Origin of the sequence: Nitrosomonas communis, assembly GCF_001007935.1 — a bacterium.
GTDB classification, from domain to species: Bacteria; Pseudomonadota; Gammaproteobacteria; order Burkholderiales; family Nitrosomonadaceae; genus Nitrosomonas; species Nitrosomonas communis.
In genome coordinates, this window is record NZ_CP011451.1 from 3223188 (window position 1) to 3239516 (window position 16329).

At 41.7% G+C, this 16329-nt stretch carries 10 protein-coding genes and 2 pseudogenes; 3 read left to right on the top strand and 9 right to left on the bottom strand.

Going from position 1 to position 16329, the window contains the following annotated elements; genetic code table 11:
• Positions 1-522: 522 nt before the first annotated feature.
• The 3 genes from AAW31_RS14545 to AAW31_RS14555 form a co-directional block, all read right to left on the bottom strand.
• Complete coding sequence (locus tag AAW31_RS14545) at positions 523-2187, bottom strand: lipoxygenase family protein (RefSeq protein WP_046850782.1); 1665 nt, start codon at positions 2185-2187, stop codon at positions 523-525.
• 74 nt (positions 2188-2261) lie between these two features.
• Positions 2262-3773, bottom strand: a complete 1512-nt coding sequence (locus AAW31_RS14550) for a peroxidase family protein (RefSeq protein ID WP_235264393.1) — start codon at positions 3771-3773, stop codon at positions 2262-2264.
• 587 nt (positions 3774-4360) lie between these two features.
• Positions 4361-4828 carry a hypothetical protein gene (locus tag AAW31_RS14555; RefSeq protein WP_046850784.1) on the bottom strand — a complete coding sequence of 156 codons (468 nt, stop codon included), beginning with the start codon at positions 4826-4828 and terminating at the stop codon, positions 4361-4363.
• Between the two features lie 218 nt (positions 4829-5046).
• Between AAW31_RS14555 and AAW31_RS14560 the strand changes: the two genes are divergently transcribed.
• Positions 5047-5403, top strand: coding sequence for a COG3415 family protein (locus AAW31_RS14560; protein WP_046850785.1), 357 nt, complete (start codon positions 5047-5049; stop codon positions 5401-5403).
• Between the two features lie 476 nt (positions 5404-5879).
• On the opposite strand, the gene AAW31_RS14565 is transcribed toward AAW31_RS14560, so the two are convergent.
• The 3 genes from AAW31_RS14565 to AAW31_RS14575 all read right to left on the bottom strand — a co-directional run bounded on the left by AAW31_RS14565 (position 5880) and on the right by AAW31_RS14575 (position 8516).
• Positions 5880-7304 carry a patatin-like phospholipase family protein gene (locus tag AAW31_RS14565; RefSeq protein ID WP_046850786.1) on the bottom strand — a complete coding sequence of 475 codons (1425 nt, stop codon included), beginning with the start codon at positions 7302-7304 and terminating at the stop codon, positions 5880-5882.
• The gene (locus tag AAW31_RS14570; RefSeq protein ID WP_046850787.1) at positions 7301-7528 is read right to left on the bottom strand and encodes a hypothetical protein; all 228 of its coding nucleotides are present in this window, start codon (positions 7526-7528) and stop codon (positions 7301-7303) included. The genes AAW31_RS14565 and AAW31_RS14570 overlap by 4 nt, the downstream gene beginning before the upstream one ends.
• A gap of 136 nt (positions 7529-7664) precedes the next feature.
• Complete coding sequence (locus AAW31_RS14575; RefSeq protein ID WP_052752283.1) at positions 7665-8516, bottom strand: lipase family protein; 852 nt, start codon at positions 8514-8516, stop codon at positions 7665-7667.
• 801 nt (positions 8517-9317) lie between these two features.
• On the opposite strand from AAW31_RS14575, the gene AAW31_RS14580 reads away from it, so the two are divergent.
• Positions 9318-11924 (top strand): caspase family protein, encoded by a 2607-nt coding sequence (locus AAW31_RS14580; RefSeq protein ID WP_052752284.1) that lies wholly within the window; start codon positions 9318-9320, stop codon positions 11922-11924.
• 83 nt (positions 11925-12007) lie between these two features.
• Positions 12008-13387: an autotransporter outer membrane beta-barrel domain-containing protein gene (locus AAW31_RS14585; RefSeq protein WP_046850788.1), complete on the top strand. Its 1380-nt coding sequence runs from the start codon at positions 12008-12010 to the stop codon at positions 13385-13387.
• A 288-nt stretch (positions 13388-13675) separates the two neighbouring features.
• On the opposite strand, the gene AAW31_RS19185 is transcribed toward AAW31_RS14585, so the two are convergent.
• The 3 genes and pseudogenes from AAW31_RS19185 to AAW31_RS22900 form a co-directional block, all read right to left on the bottom strand.
• On the bottom strand, positions 13676-14920 hold the full coding sequence (locus AAW31_RS19185; RefSeq protein WP_052752285.1) for a toll/interleukin-1 receptor domain-containing protein: 1245 nt from the start codon (positions 14918-14920) through the stop codon (positions 13676-13678).
• 422 nt (positions 14921-15342) lie between these two features.
• Positions 15343-15655: pseudogene (locus tag AAW31_RS20935) on the bottom strand (IS110 family transposase); the annotation flags it as partial.
• A gap of 375 nt (positions 15656-16030) precedes the next feature.
• Positions 16031-16273: pseudogene (locus tag AAW31_RS22900) on the bottom strand (transposase); the annotation flags it as partial.
• Between the last annotated feature and the right edge of the window lie 56 nt (positions 16274-16329).

The following is a 16329-nucleotide window of genomic DNA, read 5'->3' on the forward strand; positions in this document are numbered from 1 at the left end:
TGACATAATCGCCGCGAGCGTAACCGCGCAGACTCCAACCTGCCTTTTGCCAAGGTGTAACCCCCGCACACACTCGGAAAAAACGATCTGCATCATATTTGGCGGTAGCGTTGTTAAATGTGATGCTACTAGAACTTAAAACGCTCCGAGTGGATTCATAATTAACTAAAGCATGATCACCTGTTAAGCTCAGATAACTTGTTAGTTTGAGCGTATTATCTTCCTGTACTTTGCACTCCCACGCAGGAATAATTGCTGGCCTCGGTGGAATCCCCCATTATTGATGCATACCGATCACAATAACTTGGCCGGGCAGCAGACAACAGACTGCCAAAAGATCGTCAGCATTATTCAAAGCTTCTGGCGGTAGCTCATACGTCTTAGCTTTTTGATTTCCCAGAGAAGCTTTTTTAGGCTCACCCCCATCGTACTTATTTTATTAATTGCCATCCGCCAATCACTTCCAGAAGTAAAATAAGGTATAAATACATAGAATTTAATTAGTATCATAGCAGCCTCTTATTAAACTGTTACACCATTTGGGATGGACCTTGGATTCATGCGATCATAAGCGACGAAACGCTTACTATTTCTTTGATCGATTTCCCTTTCTATTTCTTTTAGCCGATTTCTGAACCGTTTTATTACATCGCACGCTGGTGGATCGAATTGCCGTAATGGATATTGACCAATACGGTTGACAGTAAAATTCGTCTGGAAATAGGTCCATGTTTGCGAATAAGCAGCTCGAAATGCTGGTTGAAACTTCAATAGCCCAGCCTCATCCATTTCAGTGCATTTTCCCGTCGGGGGTGGCACATAAGCCGCATGCGGCATATTGGGAACAAACCCCGGATATTTATATTGGTTGAAATGAATGCTCGAATGAAAAGCAGTGCATAGAAAAATAATATGACCAAGCGTCTCAGCCAGCTCTTGTTTGGATTCAAATTTAGCAGGAAACCCGGGTATCCTACCGCGATCTTGTGCACTGATGTCATTGGCCCATGCCTGGATTTCGTAGTCTTCACTCACATCTGCATCAGAACGGTAATAGACATCTACATAGTCTCTAATAAAACTTTGAATGGCATTCCATAACAACATACCGTCATCACGGTAGGGATAAAAAAGATCAGGGTTATCTACTTCCCGGCTTGCTATATCATCAGGAAAGGCAGATGCTCTAAAGTTAAAGCTCGTCATGCCATTGGCCATGCACTGGGTGGTCGCTTCATAGTCCCCAGCAAATAACTCACCAAACCGTCCAGGACGCCCTTTTTGATCCTTTAGGAAAGTATGCTGATGATTCACATTAAGGGTATGTTGCAGATGTGGATTTAACAGAACAGAGAGTGGGTGGGATTTATATAGCTGCCTGCGTGAGGCCATGATAATAGCTTCCATGACATAATGAATCCGGGTAGCATGGGTATATAGAATATGGTGGTTACCGTCTGCGACTTGGGCAAACAGTTTTGCTACCAGCCAGAGGTTGCCGTCCCTTGCGGTATAAATTGGATTATCAAACTTAGAATCTTGATATAGCTGTATGGCGATCGGTCGCAACATACCATCTGATTGCATAAATAACACCACTATCGGAGTGGTAGTATATTGTTTACGTCCGCCATCAATATGCCCGGGGTTTTGCTGCAATATATCCAACACTGCATAATCCAGGACGTACATGCGCTTCTGTTCGATGGCTGTCGCATAGTCAATTTCCTTAATGTATTCAACAAAAATGCGCTGGATTTCAGATTCTGTCAGTTTTTCTGGAAGAGAATGCCGAGAAGTCACAGCGCGCAATACAACAGGATTTACTCCAATGACACGCTGCAAACCAAATATCAGATCTTGTTGAAAATTATTAACCAGATCGGGATTCGGCGGGCTAAACGGATAAAAAACATAGTCTTGATAACTTTCCATGGGCTTGCCGAATAAGTGGCGCAAATAAGTAACTGCTAAGCTTGGCAAGCTTGGAATCAAGCGTAACAGATTTAGTCCTCCCCGCAGCCAATATCCAAGCCCCGGTATTTCCCGATACGGTAATTTACGCACGACAGCGATCGTATTGGCATACTCATAGGCATACTGATATTGAGCTTGCCTTTCCAGAAGATAATTTTTCCGATTTTCTACTTTACGTCTATTGTCTTCATGTTGTGGTAGCTTATTCATTATACGGCGCTCCTTTACATAAAATAAAATCCGTCCGGTTTCGCTATTACTTCCACATTTAAGTTAAAAATCAATTAGCTCTCTGATGGCACAGTGGATGTTCTGAAGCTTGCAACGACCGTGTCGCTATCCTTCACGTTACGTTTAACAATGTCTGCAAGCGAATTTGTTTCTTCGATGATCGATTGCCCAATTTTGGTAAATGTTTTTTCATTGAACACGTAGGTCGATACCAATGGATTGGTCAAGGCATGGGTAAATGCATCGTAACCAACCATACGTACCATAAGACGACCAAGACTAAAACCTTCATCATGATCTTCAGCAAAGATACCCACAAGCCATTCCAGATCATCGATCTGGTCATTATAGAGTTCCTTCAGTTCTCGCTGCAGTTCAGCATCTTCCGTTAATTCTTCAAAACTTCTCAAGCGCGGCATGCTAAATGTTTCGCGATAATCGTTGAATGATCGTAGTTTAGCCTGACGAGCCATCTCAACAGTGCGCTCCATGATGCTTCGATTATCATCGCCAATAGGCAGTGGATGGAAAAAGAAACGATGGGTATTGTAAAGACCAACACGACCGGCTCTTTGCCTCGAAGCAGCTGTTATTAATGGCCCAATGCCATATTGCAAAACTAAAGGTGTATTGTTACGAAATTCATCAAGCTCGTATGCTTCATTACCGACCAGGTAGTGCTCCGGTACCATTGGGTGCCAACGGTAAAGGAGATTAAATTCCAAGGAGATCCAGTTAGTACGGTACCAGCGCTGTCTTTCCGCCATACCTGGTGTGGGATCAAGAGTGAAATTAAACTGTGTAAAGTGCGAAACGTAATCCCGTAACACAACATTGATCAGTAGCACAATCATGATGTTACGGGTTGTCTGGAATAAGCGTTCATCATCCCAATTTGGGAAGGCTGCTTTTAGCAAGTCACAAATGCGATTGTGTTCGCGCAGCATGATGGTATTCATGATGGTATAACCAATCGACGAATTGCCATGTTCCAATCCAGTGGCAAACATGCGTTTTAGTCGCTCTTCAGGAACATTGTTAAAGACATATTCCAAAATATAGCGTGAATGCAATTTCTCAAACTCTTCACTAGCGAACACCCAATTACCCGTGGTCGTTTCTTCAATTTTAAAAAGGTAGGGAAGAAATATTTCTCCATCGATGACTTGATATTTCAACTTTCCATCTTTTTTTAGCCGCAACAAATGGGTAGTTTCTTCACGCAAGCCATAAATCTGGCAAAGATCAATTTCGTGATTTGAGGTATTTTTTCGACGATCGCGAAAATCAGTCCTCAGAAAACTATCCGTGAACCATTGGGCAAAGAAAGAAAATAATATGCTGGTATCAACCGACGGAATTTCTTTATTTTCTTTTCTTTTCCATAGGTTAATAACTCTCTCCAGACTCGGAAGATTCTGTAACCCTTCTGCTTCTGGCAGATGCCGTCCGGTAAATGTTCTGTCCGTCAGTGATTGCCATGTTGTATACGGTGCAGCCATGGAAAACGGTCTAGGACGAGGATTCGTAGCATAAGCCTGCCAATTGATAAATTTATCGCTCACAAACCGCCGCAGCCAAGTTATGCGCGAGGCAATGCTACTTATCCAGGGGAATCTATTTATAAGCCGAAAAACTATCTGAAAAAAAAATTCATCCATAGCTTCACCCCTATTTTTTCATTTATGATCTGGTTAAGTTTTTATTGAGAAATTATTTGTCATATCAGAACAGATAGACAGATCCCTATTGAAATATCTTTCTGTGCATTCTCCATCCTAAGTCGGGAAAGCTAGACGCAGATCCGAAATCTTTTTCTACTTCGGGTTAATGCAATATTTAATTTTGTTCAGTGCAGCTACCAACTTCTCACTTCATACTGCTTACCTCACACCATTGAATCAGTTTGAATAGAATGTCTAATCGCTTGCCAATCTCAACATTGGTCTGATTACGCTAGTATTTATCCACTTTAACCTTAGAATTCAGCATGAATGTTCAGCGCCTTGATCTCTCTATCTTTTTAATCTCTGCAAATTCTAACCCTCCCCCCAGTTGACCAAATGTATATACCCTTAGACGTCGAATTGCTGGTTCTTGACTCCTTCTCCTAGACTCAGACGAGCCGCAGCCAGCGTCGCCAAAATTCCATCTAGGCTTTAGCTGGTGACCCAGATTGCTTGATTACGGGTTTATGATGGGTACGCAGTTCTGTAATTGAGGCTTCCAACTGCAGCCAAACCGCATCCAGCACTTCATAGAAAACTGGGGCATACCATATTCTTAGCATTTTTCTCGGTCCAACAATTAGATCGAACTGTGCATCAGTTGGCCAATCTTTTAGGTCAACAGGCTCCGTACCGCAAAATGTAATTATTAAAATATGAGAATCAGCGCGAACAAATGCCTGGGTATCGATAAACCGTTTCTTTGAGGCACTAATAGTCTCGAATTGATCAAATTCCCACTTTATCAAATCTGCTGCCCGCATCGAATCATACTCTTCATACACCAGATTCGAAGCCGAGGCGATGCATAATGCATTATTTGGCGCGAATCCGGTTGATGGAGGATTACAAGGTTTTTTTTCGCGATCATAATAGCAATCTCTCTGGCTCATTAGGAGCTCTCCTACAAGCACATGAATGTTAATAAAAATCAATGACTCTATATAAATCTTTATAATTATTAGGAAAATATCCTAAAATAGGAAGTAAATAAATACGTGCAAATACGTAGAAGAGTAAAGGACAGCAAGATCTAATTCCACTTCTATTTCATAAGTAAAATAATAGATGCCTCTTATGAAAGGAAGTGCTGTGATGGCGCGTATAGCGAGTGAAAGAGCAGCTGGAACAGGCGCAGACTGTAGTGCTGCTTTTGGAGTTTGGCTTATCAATAGAGCAGACAGCTACCGCAATAGGTACTTCAATAGGCTGGGTGTGCCAGCTTCGAAGGCGTCTTATCCGCAATGGCGGCATACGTGATACAGCCAAGCCCACCCGTGGTGGACGACGGTGCCAGGATCTTTCCCGTGAAGAAGAAGTTGCTTTTTTAGCGGCCTTGATAGAAAAAGCATCGGCTGAAATGGTCAATATTATAAGACATGTCGCTATTCCCTCATGGTGGAATGCAAAATGTAAAAAATTCATGCCACCAGATTGGAATAAAAACTGGAACTCAGGATGCAAATAAAGCAACAACATGTAATACAACAAAAAAAGATCAAGCGCATTACATTATTCAAGTTGGAAAAAATTCCAACTGTGGGAGATGGTTTACTCTAAACTCTAGGCTCTTATTTCACATTCAAATACACAAAAAAGCCCATTCCATCGCAACAAATTCTGAATAAAAATCCGATGTATCCACTTAGAAAATGAATTTCTGGCAAATTTGCTCCTATTTTCGATGCTCGTGCAATATTCGGGTTGCACCATTTTAGTTCTTTATTTGGCTAACGGGTAAGTTGTGCAGGAGTCTCTCAGACATGCTCGTTGCGATCATTTGGTAATCATTCTAGCTGGCCGTTTAGCTTCTGTTGCTGTTGGAGAACTTGCGAGAGTTTGAGCGTACACATACCAATGTGTTTCCATCAACCTGTGGCTGTGGGGCTGACGGAAACACCTATTACCTGCTCTGGTATTCCTACGTATATTTCACACATGGACTTATTTCAATTGCTCTCTTAACCTATTGAACTCAGGATCATTCTGTAATAGCTCAGCAGCTGTACTTCGCAATGCCTTAACCGTGTCGACAGGAAGCTTGAATGTAGTTGACAGATTTTTAAAATAAAATCTGGTTTTTGGATCTTCAATAAGATCTAATGAGATGTGGCTGACATATATATCCACGGCGTAGAGATCTTTTCCTGGGAGCTTTGCTTCTGGGCAAGTGTTTTGAAGAATGCTTTCACATGCTTTGCGGGTGCGTACTGCATCATTGTATTCCTTTGCGATGGCACGCGCCCTTTCCACCGTGTCAAACGAATATCTATCTAATGGGATAGTTGCTGCCGTCATCAGCGTATCAACCAACCCCGGTACTTTTGCTTTGGTATCGCGATTTGTCTCGGGATCAGTTGCTGCATTGACAACGATGATAAGCAGTTTTTGAATCTCCTGTCTGTTAATACGTTTTTGCAGACTATAGGGCGAGTCGCCGCTCTGAAGTGCAAATAAAATCCCGCGTAATCCAATATTATCAGACACACCTCCATCAATGAGATGCACGTAGCGTTTTTCTACTTCCCATGCGTTATTCGAGTAATAGCTTCGCTGACGTTCAGCTATCTTCGCCCGTTCTGGAGCAATGCGGTGATCTTGACTAGCGAGCTCGACCCATTGCGGTTCCTGATAATCACATGTACCAGCAAAGTTCCGGTACGTCAAGGGGGTCAATATGCCCGGAAAAGCAGACGACGATGCCACAGCACGAGCAATAGGTAATTTAGTCAGGTCGGAGCAAATCAGATCGAATTGATCCTGAATGAAAGCAAACGGTTCTCCAATACTCATATTACTCGCATTCAAGATGACGAACGGCCGCGTGTTCTTCTTGATAAGATCAGCATAGGTTGCGCCATGAAAAATCGATGTATCATAGTATTCGGCAGCCAGATCGCTCCTTCCGTAACTCCAACCAGCGAGCTTCAGCCAGTGAATCGGCCACAGGGTTTGCATAAACAAATCATGCTCAATATCTTTGTTGAGAAACTTACGCTCGAAGCTACCGTCAAACAGTCCGTCGCCATGTAATGCATAGTAGGCTGAGGTAAAGCTACCACCGGATACGGAGGAAATGATGTCGACCTCATCGAGTAGGCGTTTCTTTTGGTTAGCCCATATAATTTCGGTATCGCGCAGCACCTCCATCACGCCATAGGAAAAAGCAGCAGCACGGGTACCACCGCCCGAGAAGGTCAGAATGACAAACAGACTATCTGTATTCTTCGCATCTGGACGCAAGTTATCGAATCGGTATCCTTGTGCAGGATCATGCTTTTCAAGTTTTGGGTTTTCGGGAAAAGTAGCACAGGCGAAAAGGCCAACAACGAGCAGAAGACCAACACAAAGGCGAAGAACTGATTTCATGTGCTCACCTCCTTCTCAAACACGATGACTGCAGGCTCTAATGGATTCGTATTCCAGATGGTTTGCACGATTTCGCTCGGATGATAGTTTTTTGGCTCACCCAAATGAAACCGATGTGTTCCCGTTTGTATGTACAAGGTAGCATCCGTCAGACCACACAGTTGCCCATCAATGAACACTTCCCGCTTTTCTGGATACTGCACCACGATGAACTCCAAAGCCATCCTGACTTCCTCCTTCATTGCTGTTTACAGAACCTATGAATAACTGATTATTCCTGCAGAACGAGAAATTGTCTAGTAAGCCTTTGAAAATAAATATATCTTCAGTTTAAAAATCTGTTTTTAAAAAAACCTTTCATTACTGAGTGGTACTATCCATCTGATCGATAAATTTTAAAACAGAAGACCAAATTGTTTTCCAGCAGCACTGGTGAGTAAAGTTCTCAAGGTACAAAATCTGTGGCTCAGGCTGACGCTGTAAAGCAAGCTTGACAATTGTCGGTGGTATATTGCTATCAGCATTGCCCAGTAAATGCAATTGCCTGATATGAGAAGGAAGTGGTTCTAATGAGGCGGGGTTAAGAGAACCTTCTAATGGGCTATATGTATGTAATTTACTCCAAGCATCGATATCTAGATTGCCCGCAATAGTAATCACTGCTTTTACATGTTGCAAGCGCGGAGCAATTAACATTGCTAGAGTTCCTCCTCCGCTATAGCCAATTAACGTTACCTTACAATCAGGATGCTCAGCAAGTTGCTGACGCAGGGCAGAACTCATAATATCGACTACAGATGCTGAATACCTCCAATATGTCCAGTATAAGGAATGACAAGCTTCACTCTGATGCTGTCCATGGTAACAGGGACGCCCAAGATATTGTGAGGCTGTATCATCGAGCGCCATTAAATCTAGAAGCAATGAGTAACGTGAGTTTGGATCTAAAGCGATACTATTACGTGTACTCCATGGTGCACCATCATCTGGGATGTAAATATGTATTTTATTTTCAATGCAAAAAGGTTTATTAAAATACGAAATTAGAATAAATTGTTTGCTAATTAATTGTTGACTCATAAAATCATGCGAAATTGCCTGCTTATGAATCAACTCTGAGGGTGTTGCGCAAGCAGTTAGCAGTAAAGCAAAATAGAGATACCAAAAATGATTAGCAATTCCCTGAATATATTTAAGAAATTGGCGATACATTGCATTATGATTTAATAATTACTTTGTAAGTATTCAGCCATTAGATATGGAATTTAACGGTGTTTTTCTAGGCAAAAATACAAAATATAGTATGCTTTGGTGACAGCAAAGTCTATGTAGTAGATGAATAGCTTTGCTTTATGTTGATCAAGACGCTATATGTTGTAACTGATGGGCTTGAAAAGCCGTTATATAGTATTTGAATAATTACGATACTTTTATTGCCATCATAAAGCAAAAACCACCATCTTTCTTGGACTCATACGCAGGTAATATCAGCGGCATAAGCTTGGTTTTGTTAGCTGATTGAAAACTGTCTGTTTAATACATTTTCAAACACCGGTTATTGATTGGCCAATCGAAGCATCTTCTGATACTCAGAATCACGGAAGCTTTACTGCTCTCATTCTGATAACGATATAAATCATTAAAAGTTACACTCAAGAGTTGACGCATCGGGTCAACAGGTCAAATCTTTTTATGTATGGCGATAAACGAGTATTTTATCTCGTTTCTTTGACTTGGATTCCCGCCCTCTTTTTAACATTTTTTCTCCATCTTTAAGCGCCGGCTCTCTTCTTTTGGTGGAGGATTTCTTCCTGCTCCCATATCAACCTGCCATTGCCATGCAAGGCTTAGCCGCCATCAACCTGTTACTCATTCTAGAGTAAAAATAAATTACGCCTTAACTAGGTTGATCAATTCTATTGAACAACATCAAGATTTTAACATCTATAGTCAAGGAGTAAGCCATCTCTACCGGATTTTTTAAGTCTTTAATTCTTTGCACTTTGATAAGTTATGCTAGAGCCTCGTACAATAAAAGGTAAACCAATTGTAATTTTCACGAGCCAAGCCAGCCAACGCTGGCCGCAACAGTGCGCCTGTTTTCTCCTTAGCTTGTTATCAGCTTATATTTTAATAAGCTGTGCTTCCAGCAGATCTATTCATACAGAAACAGAAATTAATGCTGAAAATGTTAATAAATTACAAATTATTGATTGTTTATTGCCTGGCCAACTCAGACAACTGGGAACTAGTATGACTTATCTGACAGCTAGGCGGCCGCTGCGTACATCAGCTGCTGATTGCGAAATACGAGGTGGTGAATATGCGGCATTTGATCGTGCGAACTATGCAACCGCCTTAAAAATTTGGCTCCCTAAAGCATCTGAGGGTGATGCAGAAGCACAAACCTATGTGGGTGAAATTTATGAGAAAGGTTTAGGTATTGCTCCTGATTATGCTATGGCTGCTGTTTGGTATCGAAAAGCTGCAGAGCAGGGAAATCCACAAGCTCAAACTAATCTGGGCTATCTTTATGAAAAAGGCTTAGGTGTTGTACAGGATCCAATTATGGCTTTGAACTGGTATCGCAAGGCATCAGGATTAGAAAACACTGATATCGCTTTTTCAGCTAGTGTTGAAGCCTCCAATGCTGAAATTGATAAGCTACGCCAGCAAGTATCACAGTATAAAATCGAGTCAGCTCATCATCAGCAAGAATCAGCTGCACTTAAAGAAAGGCTGTCGGATACCCGTCAGCAGCTTAATATTACCCGTGAACAATTAAAACAGCGCAAACAGGATTTGTTAAGAGAACAAAAAGCTGCTGACCAAATACGTGAAGAATTACAGCAGAAATTACAACAAATTGATCTAGATACAACTCCCAATAAAATCAAGTCAAGTGAAATAGTAAAGTTCGAGCAGGCATTAAAACAAAAAGAAGCTGAACTGGAGCTTAGCCAAAGAATCATCGACAAATTGGAAAATGAAGCTCAAGAGCAGAGCAAAAATCTGAATGTTCTCAAAGAGGGCACTGAACGACTTACCATCGAAACAAATCGCGAACTAACCGCATTACGCACTGAACTTGAACAAAGTAAAGTAACTTCTGCTCAGTTAGAGTCCGAGTTACAACAAACCCAGATTCAGCTATCTTCATCGCAAAATGCTCTCAGCGAGAAAAACGATCATTTGAAAAAACGAGAAGAAAAACTAAAAGTATTACAGGAAGAACTCAATATAAAAAGAAAAAATGCAACCACAGCACAAGATAACACCGAAGTGGAAAATTTAAGTAAGGCATTGAACGATCTTGAGCTTGCCTTTCAATCCCAGAAGCAGACACTAGACAAGTTAAACAAAGAACGAGCAACGCTGATTAAACAGAGTCATGAAAAACAGAGAATCTTGAACGAGAAAAACGAACAAATTAAGATTCTGCAGGAACGTATTACACGCGAGAAAAAAGAAAAAACTCTGCCAGAGGTCGCAACAAACAAACTGAGTCGATTAACTGGACCACAAATTGAAATTATCGAGCCGCCACTGATTCTTCATAGCGGCACATTATCAATCAACACCCGTTCAGGATTGGCTAAACGAACGATCATCGGCAAGGTGACTGCTCCTGCTGGATTAGTTTCTCTAGTTGTGAACGACAAAGAAGAAGCAGTGGATAAAAGTGGTGTATTTAAGGTAAACGTGCCCCTAGTATCAGTAACTACACCTATTGAAATTGTTGCGGTTGATCAAAATAGTAAACGCACTGAAATGAAGTTTACCATTGAGCAGTCTAAAGTTGACATGCAATCAACTGTCGCAACTTCGACATTTGAATCAAGTTCAGAATCTTCGCTGAAGAGTGTATTGCCACATTCATTGTTCGGAAAATACTACTCACTATTGATTGGGAACAATACCTACTCCAAATTACCTCACCTTGCTACGGCAATTAACGACGTAGAATCGATTGCAAAAATATTGAAGAGTAAATATGGGTTTGAAACAAAAGTGTTACTCAATGCAAACCGTTACGATATTCTAAAAGCATTAAACGACTATCGTAAGATACTGACAGAAAAAGATAACTTATTAGTCTATTACGCTGGCCATGGAATATTGGACAAAGTGAATGACAGAGGGCACTGGCTACCAGTTGATGCTGAACCTGACAGTTCAGCTAACTGGATATCAGTAGAGAATGTTACAGATCAGTTAAAAATTATTGAAGCGAGGCATGTTTTAGTAGTTGCCGATTCATGCTATTCCGGTTCACTTACACGTAGTTCCGTCGCTCGACTTGAAGGCAACATGACAACCGAAAAACGAGCACACTGGATAAAGTCCTTACTAAACGCCAGATCTCGCTTAGCCTTATCATCAGGGGGCTTAGAGCCTGTGCTAGATGGAGGTGGTGGAAATCATTCCGTTTTTGCCAAAGCATTTATTGCGACTCTAACAAAAAATAATGACATAATGGAATCGCAAGCTCTCTATCGTAAAATTTCAGGAGTGTTTGCAGATGCTGCTAAAGAATATGATTTTCAGCAAGTACCTGAATATGCTCCGATCCGCCATGCAGGGCATGGTGCTGGAGAGTTTTTTTTCTACCCCAGGTAATCATCATTATAAGTCCTTACTGAGAACACGGAGAACGTTTAAATGTAAAAAGTAATTTTCAATAAAATAAAGGAGAATCAGATATGCAAAAAGAGCTTTTTATGTTTTTTCCATGGATTTTCCTGGTTTGTTTTATATGTTTGACAGGCTTGGTAAAAGCTGATGATGTAAGGCTTGTTAATAAAACACAAGAAAGCATGTCAAACGCCATGGCCGATGTTTGCTCACAGGAAGGATTTAATCAGCAAAACTTGAACAATCGATGTGCCGAACTGTTAAGAGAAGTTAATGGTAATGCTGATGAAATCAGACTTGTTGTTGGTACTGATGCTAGCCAAAATCCTGTAAATGATGCCATTACTCAGATCGCACCTGAACAAGCAATTGTCCCAAGTGTACAAGCAACACGTACCATGCGAGGAATGTTGGGCGCCGCTAACGCAACTATTATTTCGCGCATGATGTTATTACGCGCACAAATGCGTAATCCTCATGCCATTCGATTCGCTAACCGATCACAACACAATCCGGGGCTTTTCTCCTTTGATTTTAGACCAACGCAAAGCGGTGGCTCTGCAGGTATTGCTGACATCAGTCGCTTGGGGATTTGGGGTAATGGCAATTACACCGGCGGTAATGTTGATACTTCAACTAATCAATTAGGATTTAGCTTTAATAACTGGGGAGGAGACCTGGGCGCAGATTATCGTATTAATAATAATATCGTAGTTGGTGCTGCATTTAGTTATATGGGCACTAATGCAAACGTTGTTAATTCAGCAAGTACTGTAAAATCTGACTCGTATACTGGTTCGATTTTTTCTATGTATACGCACGATAGCGGCTTTTATGTTGATGGTATTGCCTCTTATGGTGGTGTTAATTACGAACTTTTTAGAAGTATTCAATATGATACGCTAAATACGGCAGGTAATCCGTCTCTGGCTAGTATACAAATTACAGGTAAACCAGATGCTTTACAGTATTCATTTGGAGGAGGAATTGGTTATCAGTATAGTATCGGCGCTACCTCAATTGAGCCATTTGCACGGGCTAATTATCAAGAATTAATAATTGATTCATTTAATGAAAGTAATGCTGCCTGGGCTATGCATTTTAACAAGCAACACATTAGCTCTTTGCCTACCACTGTTGGTTTAAGACTAAGTCATGCTTTTAGTACCTCTTGGGGCGTCTTTCAACCGCAAGTCCATGGAGCCTGGAATCACGAGTTTTCGGATGATCAACATATCATTCAGGCTCGCTACATAAATAGCACCAGCCCTGATAATACATTTAGTGTCGTAGCGCAAAGCCCCGATCGTGATTATTTTACAGTTGGTGCGAGTTTGGTTGCGACTTTGTCGCATGGTATTTCTGTATTTACCCAATATGGCACGATACTTGGTTATCAGGATCTTTCAAGTCATCGTGTAGCTTTTGGTGGACGTATTGAATTTTAATTATTTATTGTCAGATAACATTGGTCACTGTATCGAATGAGCAAATCCCTACATGGGAAATTCGAAATATATAGACTGCTTCATTAGGTGATTCTGAATTGGGGAGTGCCTAGCCTCCCATCTGGGTTGCTCTTCTAATCATGTGTAAGAATCAGTTGGCTTATTCACAGTTTGATGACATAGCCTGAAAAAAAATGACATGTTCAATTTTGTAACAATTGTGACTTTTCAATTTAAACTTTTATGATTTTTTTCTGTTAATTAAGTACTTTTTTACCTTGTTAGTTATTATTTTTGTAAAGCATTGCGTGCTTCGTTATGCCCTTGTATAGCTGCTTTTAGATACCACTCCACGGCTTTAATTTCATCTTTAGTAACACCTCTACCATTTTCATACATCAAGCCGAGGTTGTATTGCGCAGTGGCATATCCTTGCTCAGCCGCTTTTCGATACCACTCCACAGCTTTGACTTCATCCGGGGTAACTCCCTTCCCTTTTTCATACATCAAGCCAATATAGGTCTGTGCCCAAGCATCGCCTTGCTCAGCTGCCTTCCGATACCATTCCATAGCTATGGTATCATCCTGGACAACTCCCCTTCCCTCTTCATACATTACACCGAGACTGTTTTGTGCAGTAGCATTTCCTTGCTCAGCCGCTTTCCGATACCACTCTACGGCTTTAGCTTCATTTTTGGCTACACCCCTACCACTGGCATACATTAAGCCAAGGATGTTTTGCGCCTCGGCATCTCCCTGCTCAGCGGCTTCCATTAATTCAGAGATAGTAGAATCTTCTGTCAATTCGGTTATCTTATCAGTTTTGGCCAACTCAGAAGATGCTACATCCGTTTTCTCTCTTGTTTTTTGTTCATTCAGCAGCAGACTTCCCATAATTTTCTTTAAGGATATTTGGTCGGTCAGCGTCAGACCTCCTATTAAGATTATTATTAACACGCCAATGATAATTTTGACTTTACGCGGCTTTTTCTTACTTAGTTGATCTTTTAAGGTTTGAGTATCGTCCGGGCCGTGTGCATGAGTTGGTTTGGTGAAATTAATTGGTGTCAGGTCAGGCAATACTTTTTCCAGCGCGTGGATCAGTTTATTAACATCATCATGAAAACGCGTATCACTGATTTCATAAGCATTGCGTCGTACTAATGAAGCAAGCACTTCAGGAAGTTGTGATGACTTAGGCATCACTGCATCACCAACTAAAACTGGGATGGCATGTATCTTTCTTTCCAAAATTGTTCCGATTTCGAGACGCACGAAATCATCTGGGTTATCCAGACGTTCTTGTCCAGTCGCATCAGTAATATTAAGCCAGTGCTTGCCAATCAAGATGATGGCTACCTGTGCAGAAGTCAATTTCTTTTGAATAACCTCAACGAAATCTTCACCTGGCTCAATATGATCGATATCCATAAATACATGATCATGACCAAAATATTCCGCCAACTGGTCATACAATCGACCAGCGTATGCTGCACTATCATCTCGGCGGTAACAAATGAATATTTCTGTCATAGCTGGCCGATCCTATTTCCTCAGAAGCTATTTGGAAATTGTGAGCTCTAGGTTAATGTAACGTCTTTTTGCTATTAGCAGACAATATCATGAATCAACAAAAAAACGAAAGAAACGTTATCCGAGCAACTTAAATGACGGAGCTGCGTTATTTGAAACCACCAGTATCAGCCGTGGGGAGACCACGAGATTTGAGTATGCGTCAGGTAGTAAATGCAATTTAGTATGTTCTAAAAACAGGTCGCCAATAGCGACAATTGCCTCGTGAATTTCTGGTCTGGAACTCGGTTTATTACTATTTTTACCACTGGTCCTATAACGGGACATGGGGACGTCTTCATCATTTGTTGTGTTCTTGCTTGCGAGAAAAATATGGATGACGCAAGCAGTCGACGGCAGGTTGCCTGGACAGCCAGAGCGTCAAATGCGCCACGAAGCAAGCCATAGGTCATGAGTTGTTGCAGCCATTGGCAGTCGAGCATATCGGATTTACAGCCCGAGACGTGCTTGACGTGGCGTGCGTTGACTAACAGCACGGTGAAGCCGCACGACTCCAGCAACTCGAACAAAGGAATCCAGTATACACCAGTAGACTCCATGGCAACCGATCTACGTCGCAGGCGTCGAGCCAGTCGGCCAAGGCATTAAGGTCATCCGTGTGAAGCTCGGAAACTCCCGTATCGGTTCATCATCCCGGTCGGCTGACACAGCAACAAAGTGAGAGGCGCTGCCAATGTCGATGCCAGCTGCGTTGGGGTGGGTGATGGTCAGGGCGGCCCAAGATTTGCCCGGTCATGGTTTGCTCCATCATTCATGGTGAAATGTGGCGCTGCATTGGGCACATTGTCTTGCTCACTCTCTCAAACGGGATATCGTCTCTATGGTTATTTCGCCGAGCCGATTCACCAATGCCGATGATGTCACCCATGACATGACCACGCTACTCTACGGGCAATATGCACTATTGCTCTATCGGTCTTTTGCAGCGCTACATTCCACTTTGCCATAATCTAGCCACTTTGTGTTTTTTCCGCACGATTCGCAGCATCGAGCCGATTACTTCGCTATCCTCTCAAGAAATAGAGTCTCCTGTAAACCCGGGGCGATTATTTTCACATGAGAACACAAGCGTAATATCTCCCGCGCCCTGATGCTCTTAATCAGCAGTACCAGCTTTGTACCGCTGTAGGTGGAAATCAATTGCTCTAGAAAATGCACATGATCTTTATCTGTTTTATCTCCAGAAATTTCAGCTGATAATGATTTTCCAGCTCAAGACAAATACCTTGTAGCATCTTGTCCACAGCATTATCAAATAGCCTACCGATATTTCGCTGCAAATACCTGATGGTATGTATATCAGCACCGTAATATTTTTTCTTGCTTGCGCAAAATATTGGTATAGACGA